Below are 10,192 nucleotides of genomic sequence, written 5' to 3'. Positions count from 1 at the left end.
CCGCGTGCGCGTGGGCGTCCTCCTCGGGGAGGTCGGGCAGGTCCGCGATGGCGCGCTCGGCGCGGGCGCCGAGGACCACGATCAGGGCCTCGAAGACGAGGAGCGTGGCGGCGAGCACGACGAGCACCCAGAGGAATACCTCCGGCAGCGCGAGGTACCAGACCGCGGTTCCCGCGAGGACCAGGAGGACCATCGCGCCCAGGATGACGAGGCTGCCGAAGCGGCGGTCGGCCGCGGCCCAGGCCGTCACGTCGAGCGAGAGCGAGCGGCCGGCGAGGTTCACGTTCTTCATGGCTTCCACCTCACGAAGGCGGCATAGGCCGCAAGAAGAATCGCCGTCGCCCCGATGATGACGAGCGCGTAGAACGGCACGTCCGGTTTCGCGTTCTCCGTCGCGGTGACCGCCTTCACCGTGAACGTGCCGCCCGCCTGCGCGGGCGCGGACGACCCGTCGAGATACTTCGTCGCGTACGAGATGCGGTAGGTGCCCGCCTCGGTCGGCGTGTACGTGAGGAGGTAGGAGCCCGTGGCGTCCTTCACGAGCGGCCGCTCCGCGACCTTCTCGGCGCCGCGGAAGATCGTGGCGACGATCTCCTGGATCGGCTTCGATCCCGCCGCGGGGGCGACCTTCGTCGTGAGCGACTTCCCGGCGTCGACCGAGGGCGGCGGCGGGTTGACGCTGATCGGCGGACCCGCGATGGGCGGCGCCTGCACCGTGACGGTCGCGCTGTCGGTCGCGACGGCCTTGCCGTCGCTCACCGTCAACGTCACCGTGTACGGGCCGGGCGCGAGGGCCCGGGTGTCCCACGAGAGCGTGCCGAGGTTGTTGCCGTCGTGGATGAGGCCGGTCGCGTTGCCGTTCGCCCAGGCGACCTTCGCCGTGAGCGTGTCGCCGTCCTCGTCCGTCGCCGTCCAGCGCAGCACGACCGTGCCGTTCACCTTCGCGCCGTCGGCGGGCGCGACGAGCGTCGCGATCGGCGGGGTGTTGTCCTCGCCGATCGTTCCGTCCACGATGTGCGGGACGGCGGCGGAGTGGAGCGTGCCCGTGTTGCCGAGCAGGTCCTTCGCCGTGAAGTAGTACGCGTACGCCTCGCCCTCCTCGGGCGAGAGGGTCGCGCGGAAGGCGTTGACGCTCACGTTCGTCATGGCGATGGGCTGGAAGGCGCCGGACGCGCCGTAGCGCACGTGGAGCGTGACCGACGTCGGGTCGAGCCCGATGCCGGCATCGGAGACGAGCACGACCGGCTCGGCGCCGTCCACGCTCTTCGTGACGAGCGGCCCCGTCTTGTCGAACGTGAAGTTCAGCGTCTTGAACGCGCCCTGGTTGCCGACCGCGTCGCGCGCCGCGAAGTGCAGCTTGCCCGCGCCGTCGGGGAGGCCCGCGGGGGCGAGCGTCGCGCCCGTGAGCGTCTGGACGCTGCCGTTCCCGAAGCGGTAGACCACGACGGGCGAACCCGCGCCGGCATCGTCCGCGTCGAAGGTCACGCGCGTGTCGGGCGACCACCACGAGACGCCGTCCTTGGTCTGCGCGCCCGTCACGGTCGCGTTCACGACCGGGGCGATGGCGTCGACCTCGAAGTCGAACGTGCCGGTCGTGACCTGGCCGGTGCTCGTCGTCGCGACGACGCGGAGGGTCACGTTCGTCCCGTCGAGATACGGTCCGAGGGGGACCGTCACGAGGAAGCCGCGGCGGGTGCCGTTCGGGCCCGTGTCGTCGGCGGTGTAGTTCGCGGGCGTCGTCTGGTAGGCGCCGTTCGCGCCGACCCTGACCTGCACCTGGAAGCTCGAGGCCGTGAGCTTCGAGTGGGCCGCGAAGATCTTCGCCGTGGGCGTCGCGTTCACGAACGCGCCGGCGGGCGACTGCTTCGTGAGCGTCGGCGGCGCGGTGGTCGTGACCTCGAAGTAGCCGTTGTGGCTCACCGCGCTGCACGTGCTCTGGTTCGGCGGGCAGGTGGTGCCTGTGTAGGTGGGACAGCTCGTCTGGCCGAGGCCGCAGCCGTTGCCGACCGCGTCCTTCGCGTACACGCTCACGCGGTACGTGCCGACGGGGAACGTCACGTTCGTGCCCGCGTTCGTCCAGCGCCACACGCCGGTGCCGTTCGCGGCGACCGACGCGTCGGGCGTCATGTTGAACGTCGCGAACGTGGCGTCGTCCTTCCGGATGAGGCCGCGGACCGGGCTCGTCGCCGCGAGCGCGTGGTTCTCGATGATGCGGGCCTCGATCTCGATGACGCCGTTCACCGGCAGCTGCGCGGGCGTCGCGCCCACGGTGACGACGATCGGCGAGCGGTCGTCCACGATCTGGTAGCGCAGGCGGGGGACGAGGGGCGAGGATCCGATGCCCGACTCGTTGCCGTTGCCCGCGTGGTCTTCGGCATAGATCCAGACCGTGTGGGCGCCGACCGCCTCGAGGCGCTTGTCGGCGAGCGTGACGGTCCAGTTGTTCGCGGGCGTGCCCGCGGACATCTTGTAGCACGTGACCGTCGGCGCGGTGCAGCGGGCCGAGAGGCCGTTCGCGCCCTGCGCCGAGTCGTTCTGCACCACGAGCCAGACGTTCTTCAGCGTCGTGTACGGCACGGCCGTGCCGGCCGAGTCCGTGACGTGCGCGTAGAACGTGAGGCCGGGCGTCGCGCGCCAGCCGATCGCGTGGTTCGTCGCGGACGAGTCCCGCCCGACGAACTTGAGCGTCGCAATCTCGGGGAGCTTCGTGTCCCCCGTGATCGTGTGCTTGCGCGGCGTCGTCTGGACGTTGCCGAGGTTGTCCACGGCGGCCACGGTGACCTCGTAGCGGTTGCGCGCGTCGAACGTGAGGCCGGGGTGGCTGTAGCGCCACGAGGACCCCACGATCGTGTTGCTCGCGAACGTGAAGCGGTCGTTGAGATGCCAGCGGCCGGTCGACGGGAGCCACGTCGAGTTGCCCGTGAGGTTGACGATCGACAGCGTGACGCCCTTCGGGCCGGACCCGACGTCCGTCGCGCCGCCGTAGAGCGTGTGGTTCGCGATGAGCGACGCGTTCACGAGCGAGGGCTTCATCGTGGCGAGGGGCGGGGTCGCGTCGAACGTGACCGAGACGGGAAGCCGCGTCTTCAGGTTCTCCCTCGCGGTCCGGTTGAAGCCGTCCGTCGTCGCGTTCAGGTTGATCACGAAGCCCGACTCGTGCTCGGCCGCCGGGAGGCGGACGCGGCCGACGACGTACATCGTCTCGTTCTTGCCGTCGAGCGTGGTCATCGAGAGCGGCGTGAAGGACCACTCGTGGTTCTGCAGGAACCGCGTCTGGCCGGTCGTGATCGCCGTGCGCTCGATCGAGACGTTGATGTCCGAGCGGTGGATGTGCGAGGACGCGGGCTCGCCGGGCGCGAGCACCGTCGTCGCGCCGGCGTGGAAGCCGGTCACGTTCGCGAGACCCGTCTCGAGGACGAAGGAGAGGTTGAACTCGCGGCCGACCCACCGGATGCCTCCGGACTGGAAGACCTCGCAACCCGCGGGATGGAGGCTCGCCGGCATGCTCGCGGCGGCGCGCGCGGCCGCGAAGCTCGGGTCCGTGCACACCGTGAACTTGGGCTGGCGGTACTCGTGGCTGAAGTGGCGCTTCTCGACCGCGTACGGCTGACCCGCGAAGTTCGTGGCGGTGACCGTCGCCTCCGCGACGTAGCTCGCCGCGCCCGCGTCGAGCGCGATGGAGCGCGTGAAGTTCAGCATGTGCGCGCCCGGAAGGCGCGTCATGAGGAAGCCGTTCGCGTCGCCGGGGCGGCAGTTCGAGGAGCACGGGACGTAGGTGTTCGTGCCGAGGTTCCTGACCTTCAGCGTGACCGCCGCGTCCGAGACGTCGGGGCGCGAGAAGTTGATCGCGAACTGCATCGTGGGCGCGACGTTCGCCGCGCAAGCGGGGTTGTTGCCCTGCGCGTTCAGGGCGCACTGGTTCACGTACCACTCGCGCTCGGGGCGGTGCCAGTTGAAGGCGCCCGAGAGCGTGCTCTGGAGCGGAACCTTCACCGTCGAGGTGTGCACCTGGCCGTTGATCGTGACCGTCGCGACCGCCATGATCTCGCCGCCCACGATCACCATGTCGCTCGGCGCCGCGATCTTGTTGCCGGGCGCGGCGTAGCGGAAGTAGAAGGCGTTGCCGCCGAGCGGGTTCTGCGGGAACTCGGGGTTCGGCGACACGAGCTGGACGGGGAAGTCGCGGAAGACGTTCCCCTGGGCCTTGTACTTGATCGCGATCGAGTCCACCTTGCAAACGGGACCCGGGGCGCTCGGCTCGGCCCAGCACGGGGCGCCGTTGCCCTGCGTCGCGTCCGTGTATCCGGCGAACACGGTCATGTTCTCGACGATCTTCTCGTTGCCGCCCTTGTAGAACGGAAGCGACGAGAAGTCGAACGTGATGCGCGGACCGAGCTTGATGTTCGTGATCGGCTGGCCGCTCGTGCCGCTCCGCCAGTCGTCGCTCACCGACGTCGAGGCGTCGGCCGCGCGCATCCTGACCTTGTAGAGGCCGAGCTTCGTCTTCTCGAACGTCGCGTTGATTCCGCCCTTGTAGAGGCTGCGCGTCATGGGGCACGCGGGGTTGCCGAGGCCCTGGCACGTGTAATTCTCGCGCGTCGTGCCCTGGAACGTGAGGGCCTGCTTCGCGTCGTCGCCGTTCTCGTAGAGGCCGACCGTGATCCGGTCGAGGCTCGCGTGGCCCGGCGTGTCGGCGTCCGTGATCCGCGTGAGCAGGTACACGGCGCCGCCCTTGTCGACGGGCGCGCCCTGCTGCACCTCGTGGGTCACGAGGCGCGTCGCGTCGACGCCGGAGGCCGTGATGACGGGCCGGTTCGTCTCGTAGATGACGTTGGACCACTTCTCGACCACGTTCGACCCGGGGTCGGTGACGCGGACGTGGACGCGGAACGTCTCGCCGCTCGTGAGCTGCGCGCGGACGTCCGCGGGAAGCTCCCACTCGTACGTGGGGAGCGTGCCGGCGCGCGTCGCGGGCCACGTCACGAGGGTCGCGGTCTGGAGGCCGGGCCCGACGGTGACCCACTTGCCGCCGCACGCGCCGGTGCCGGCGAAGCCCGGGTTCAGGTAGCACGTCGTGCCGCCCTGCACCTTGGACAGATGGAATCGGATGTTCGCGAGGTTGAACGGCGTCGCGGCCGGGATCTCGTCGTCGCTCGCGTCCACGCGCACGGTCGGGACGTGCGGGTTGCCGCCGAAGCTGCCGACGACCTGGACCGTCTGCGACGGCGGGGTGCCGGGCGGCGGGCCCGTGTAGTTCGCGAGCTTGAGGTCGACGAAGGGCTTCTGCGCGTTCAGGCTCACGTTCCCCCACTCGGCCTTCTTGTTGCCCGCGTGGTCGAGGGCCGTCACGCGGATCGTGACGAGGGACTGCGCGCCCGTCACGCCCGTCTCGCCCGTGAAGGCGAAGCGGTTCGGGCTCCCGACCGGGACGACGACCTTGTCCGCGGCGTTGAACGTCGCGTTGCCGTGCAGGCGCCACTCGACGTGCCACTCCTTGAGGTCCGCGGGCGTCGCGTTCCCGCTCCAGTCCACGCGCACGGTGCGGCCCGCGGGCTGCATGGGGCCGAGGAAGGCATTGCCCGTCGAATGGGTGAGGGTGGGGGGCTTGGAGTCGGCGGGGGTCGGAACGTTGACGGTCCGCGCGTTGCCCGCGCCGTCGGTGAACGTGATGGGCGTCGTGGGGATCGTGCCCGGGTAGGCGTCGATGCGATCTCCGACGAGGGACGGCAGGCGCACCGCGTAGCTCTTGGTGAACTGGTACGCACCCCCCGTGAACGTGCCCTCGTTCTGCCAGACGATCGGGCCATCGATGATCTTCGGGAAGCCCCCCGCGATCGACCAGGTCGAGGAATCCCAGGTCGGATCCTTCAGGTTCGCCACGACGTCGATGTTCTCGCCGATGGAGGCCGGGGCGTTTGCGGGCTTGTTGGTCCGGATCTCGAACTTGTAGTCCGACGGGGCGGGGCAGTTCTCGCTCGCGTGCGGATCCGTGAGGATGCCGTCGGGCGGGCAATTGTCGAGGCGGACGTTCTTGATGAGGACGTCGAGCGTTTCGGACCGGCCGTTCGGGGCCAACTGATCGGTGCTGGAGATGACGCACCGCGTCGTGATGGTGACCTTGATGTCCTGCATCTCGTGGTAGGGCTTCGCCGCGGTCGAACCCTGCAGGCCGCGCGCCGCGATGGTCGATTGGAAGGTGAAATCCGAGGCGGAGGAGGGAAGCGCCGTGGAGGTCGAGGCGGCTTCGAAGTTCGTGTAGGTCGCCGACGTCCTCACCTGCTCGCCGACGGCGCAGATGTCGGTCGCGGTGGTGATCTCGACGCGGACCGTCATGACGTCACCGACGATGAAGGGGCGCAGCTTCGGAGGGTCGTTGAAGTAGACCTCCTGCTTCTCGTGGTGCGTCGCCGCGTTCTCCACCACGCGCGGCCCGAGCACACCCTTGCCGTACTTGACGGCTCCCACCTGGAACGTGCTCGTTGCGTAGTAGGCGTCGCCGTTGTGCGATACGCCGACCTGGGTCAAGGTCGTCTTGTTGGCGTTCGCGGCGGTCGCCGGGGTGGCGGTGAGGATGACGAGCGAGGGCAGCAGAAGGGCGAGGACCCAGAAGAGGGCGGCGGATCGACGAGCGCGCACGGGGATGACCTCCGGTCGGCCAGCGGGGCGACCACTCGGCCCACACGTTCGCGGGTCATCAATCTTCCGGAGTTGCGTTTTGACGCTGACGCGCCTTGGGGGTTATAAGAAAATTATAAGGGCTGATAGGCTGTCCGGATCGTTCAAAGGGGGCCTCGCGCTGGGGGAGATCACCACCATCCCGCTCACGAAGACAACCCGGGACCGCCTGCGGAAGGCGGGCCGGAAGGGGGAGACCTACGACGCGCTCGTGAACCGTCTGCTCGACCTCGCGGAACGCCGGCGCGGGGCGGGGGTCGTGGCGTTCGAGCGGGTCGAGTAGGCGCACGCGACGGGACGCGGGGACGTCGCGCGCCGGCGCGCCGCGCGACCGGTGGCCGACCCCGCGTCCGGCGCAAAGGTCTAGAACTTCTGCCCCGTGATCCGCTCGTAGAGCCCCACGTAGAGGTCCGTGACCTCGCGGGTCACGTGCGCGGGGAGGGCGGGGATGTCGGGCTCGGGTTGCTTCGCCTTCCGCGCGGCCATGAGCTTCTCGTGGTAGCCGGTCGCGCGGTAGTGGGCGCGGACGTGCTCCTTCGAGAGCTCGACGAGCTCGCCCGCCTCGTAGGCCTTCGCGTCCCACCAGCGGTCCTCGTCGGGCGTGCCGAAGGTGTCGACGAGCATGAGCCGGCGGTCCGCGTCGAAGGCGAACTCCTTCTTGCCGTCGACGTGGATGAGGCCGTGCGCGCCCGCGACCTCCTGGATGCGGGCGTCGATCCGGAGCACCGCGTCCTTGAGCGCCTCGAGCTCCCGGTCGCTCAGGCCGCTGATCTTCTGGGCCTCGGCCTCGGTGAGGTCGCGGTCGACCTTCTCGAGCTTCGTCGTGAACTCGATGAAGGGCTTCGGGAGCTTCGCGCCCTTCCTCGGGACGCTTCCCGCGGGGAAGCCGAGCGTCTCGGGCTTCACCTCGCCGCTCTTCAGCCGGTCGACCATGCTTCCCGCGAGGTAGTGGCGGCAGATGACCTCGAGCGGGATGAGGAAGTCGCCCTTCGTCTTCGCGATGACGTCGTAGTCGGGGATGACGCGGACGCGCTTCACGATGGCCTCGTTCGGGCCCCGGAGGCTCTTGAAATGGGTCCGGAGGCCGAGCTTCTCGACCTCCTTGAACCAGAAGGCGCTCGTGCGGTTGAGGGTCTCGCCCTTCTTCGGCACGAGGGTGGGGATGATCTTGTCGAAGACCGAGATCTGGTCGGTGAACCGGAAGAGCAGCTCGTCGGGTCCGTGTGCGTAGACTTCCTTGACCTTGCCCTTCCGGATGAGCTCCATGGTCGTCCCCGGGCCGCGGATGCGGCCTTCCCTCCAAAAGCGTTCGCCCGGCGCGTGTCCCTCGAGGGGTCACACACAAGTTCTTGAACCCCCGACCCGTTCGAGGCGCGGGAGGCTTCCTCAGTGAAACTGATCGCACCCTTCGTGGCCCTGCTCATGATCGCCCCGTTCGCCGCCGCCGGCGCGGTGGAATGGAAGACCCAGACGGTCGACGGCACGATCGCCGTCGGGACGCTCGGCCTCGCGGCCCGTGCGAGCGGTCCCGCGAAGGATCACCACGTCATCACCCTCGCGCAGGTCGCGAAGGGCGGCGAGTACGTGAACCTCACGTGGACGACGGCGTCGGGCGCGCCGATGGACCTCGACATTTCGTTCCTCAACGCGGCGGGCAACTACATGGACGACGGCTGCTACTCGACGAACCTCGCGGGCGCCCCCGAGGACGAGACGGGCCTCTTCTACACGACCGCGAACGAGGAGCGCTGCCGCGCGCCCGCGAACGCGGTGAAGGCCGAGATCTCGGGCTTCTTCGGCGTCGGGGCGACCTTCCGGTTCACCTACGCCTACCTCGCGCCCGTCGCGTGAGCGGATCCGGGCGCGCGCCGCGCGCCCCGTCTTTTCCTTCTTCAAGATCGATGAGCGTGAGCCTCGGCGGGCTGGACGCCGCGGGCGGGGCGGCGGGAAGGGGGACCCGTCGAGGCGGTCCGCGACGCCGGGCCTAGAGGCCCGAGCACGTGAAGCGGACGATCAGCGTGTTGTAGCACGAGACGCGCGCGTAGGCATCATCGGGATCGGCGCACGCCTGCGCGCTCGTGGACCCGAGGGTCTGCCCGACGCAGGTCATCTCCGTCTCGGGAGGCGGGATCGATTCGGCGGCGACCGCCGGGGCGAGGGCCACGAGGGCGGCTGCGAGGAGGATCGGACGCATCGCGGGCTGCTCTCTCCGCTCCCCTATTTGGAGGCTTCCCGGAACGAGGTCCGGGGGGAAAAGAATCTTCACGCGCGAACGGCATGCCGGAGCGATGGCGCGGGGCCTTCTCGTCGTGTGCGAAGGGATCGACGGTTCGGGGAAGACCACGGTCTCCAAGGGGCTCGCGGAGGCGCTCGCCGCGCGCGGCCATCCCGCGCGCTGGACCTTCGAGCCCTCGCACGGCTACATCGGCGAGGCCGTCCGCCGATCGTTCCGCGAGGACACGCCGGAGCTTTCGCAGGCGTTCCTCTTCATGGCCGACCACGTCGCGCACATCCGCGAGGTGGAGCGGCTCCTCGAGGAGGGCTACATCGTCGTCTCCGACCGGTGGAGCGACAGCACCTTCGCGTACCAGGGCGCGGCGCTGCAGGAGTCGTTCGCGAAGCAGGGCCTCGACGCGATGCGCTGGCTCATGGACGTCGAGAAGGTGTTCGACCGCGCGCCCGACCTCACGCTCCTCTTCGACCTCCCGCCGACGGAGGCGATGCGGCGCATCCAGACGACCCGGAAGGAGCTCGTGAAGTTCGAGCGCGCCGAATTCCTCGAGATCGTGCGCGCGAACTACCTGAAGCTCGCGCGCGAGCGTCCGCACTACCGCATCCTCGACGCCTCGCGCCGCGTGGACGAGAGCGTGATGCACGCGCTCGCGCTCGTCGAAGGGGCGCTTCGCCGCGAGAGCGCCGCGCCATCCTGATCCGTCGTCGTGGAAAGCCTCTTAACCGGCCATGGGCGTGAGCCCCCCGTGCGCGCGGCCGCCGCCGTCACGAGGCTTCTCGGGAAGGTCGCCTCCCGCCCCGCCTCGTCGCCGGGGGCGCGGCGCGCCGTGGGGCAGCACCCGCTCCTCTGGGTGGGCCTCGCCGTGTCCGTGGCGGGCCTTCTCCTCGCGCTCTGGTCCTTCACGGGCGACCGCGCCTACGACATCGGTTTCGTCGCCACCGCGGCCGTCGGTTTCGGCCTCATGGTCGCGGGCGTCCTCTTCGCGGCCTGGGGCCGATCCATCGGCAACCGGCGCCGCCGCGCCGCGGCGCGCCGACCGAAGGGCCTCAAGGACATCGACGTCGCGCCCCTCGCGCTCGCGAAGCCGGCCGACCGCCGGTCGATGCGGGCGCGCCTCGCGGACGTCGTGCGCGGCCTTGCGCGCAGGCCTCCGTCGGCCGAACGCGCGCGGCTCGAGCGCGCGACGCTGCGCTGCCCCGCGTGCGACGCCGTGTTCGAGGCCGAGGGCCGCCGACCCTTCGACGCGACGTGCCGCGCCTGCGGCCTCGTCGCGCGCGTCGAGGC

Annotated in this window: 8 protein-coding genes; 4 read left to right on the top strand and 4 right to left on the bottom strand. The window is 69.9% G+C overall.

What is annotated here, in order from left to right; translation table 11 throughout:
• Both VM889_07470 and VM889_07465 read right to left on the bottom strand, forming a co-directional pair.
• Positions 1 to 292, bottom strand: a 292-nt coding sequence (locus tag VM889_07470; GenBank protein ID HVL48378.1) for a hypothetical protein, incomplete at its 3' end; no start/stop codon positions are given.
• Complete coding sequence (locus VM889_07465; protein ID HVL48377.1) at positions 289 to 6,636, bottom strand: hypothetical protein; 6,348 nt, start codon at positions 6,634 to 6,636, stop codon at positions 289 to 291. The genes VM889_07465 and VM889_07470, both read right to left, overlap by 4 nt.
• Before the next feature lie 79 nt (positions 6,637 to 6,715).
• Between VM889_07465 and VM889_07460 the strand changes: the two genes are divergently transcribed.
• Positions 6,716 to 6,958 (top strand): hypothetical protein, encoded by a 243-nt coding sequence (locus VM889_07460; protein HVL48376.1) that lies wholly within the window; start codon positions 6,716 to 6,718, stop codon positions 6,956 to 6,958.
• A gap of 80 nt (positions 6,959 to 7,038) precedes the next feature.
• Here the strand turns inward: VM889_07460 and purC are convergent, their stop codons facing one another.
• Positions 7,039 to 7,941 (bottom strand): phosphoribosylaminoimidazolesuccinocarboxamide synthase, encoded by a 903-nt coding sequence (gene purC, locus VM889_07455; protein ID HVL48375.1) that lies wholly within the window; start codon positions 7,939 to 7,941, stop codon positions 7,039 to 7,041.
• Positions 7,942 to 8,064: 123 nt separating this feature from the next.
• Here purC and VM889_07450 point away from each other — a divergent pair, with 123 nt between their 5' ends.
• The gene (locus VM889_07450; protein HVL48374.1) at positions 8,065 to 8,526 is read left to right on the top strand and encodes a hypothetical protein; all 462 of its coding nucleotides are present in this window, start codon (positions 8,065 to 8,067) and stop codon (positions 8,524 to 8,526) included.
• Positions 8,527 to 8,659: 133 nt separating this feature from the next.
• Here VM889_07450 and VM889_07445 read toward each other — a convergent pair whose 3' ends face one another.
• The gene (locus VM889_07445) at positions 8,660 to 8,869 is read right to left on the bottom strand and encodes a hypothetical protein (GenBank protein HVL48373.1); all 210 of its coding nucleotides are present in this window, start codon (positions 8,867 to 8,869) and stop codon (positions 8,660 to 8,662) included.
• A gap of 94 nt (positions 8,870 to 8,963) precedes the next feature.
• Between VM889_07445 and tmk the strand changes: the two genes are divergently transcribed.
• On the top strand, positions 8,964 to 9,605 hold the full coding sequence (tmk, locus tag VM889_07440; protein ID HVL48372.1) for a dTMP kinase: 642 nt from the start codon (positions 8,964 to 8,966) through the stop codon (positions 9,603 to 9,605).
• Between the two features lie 48 nt (positions 9,606 to 9,653).
• Positions 9,654 to 10,192: hypothetical protein (locus tag VM889_07435; GenBank protein HVL48371.1), on the top strand; the 539-nt coding region annotated here is incomplete at its 3' end.

The sequence above is a fragment of the Candidatus Thermoplasmatota archaeon genome (assembly GCA_035540375.1).
GTDB lineage: Archaea > Thermoplasmatota > SW-10-69-26 > JACQPN01 > JAJPHT01 > DATLGO01.
Note: the sequence above shows the minus strand (reverse complement) of the source record. Positions and strands in the feature narration are given on the sequence as shown.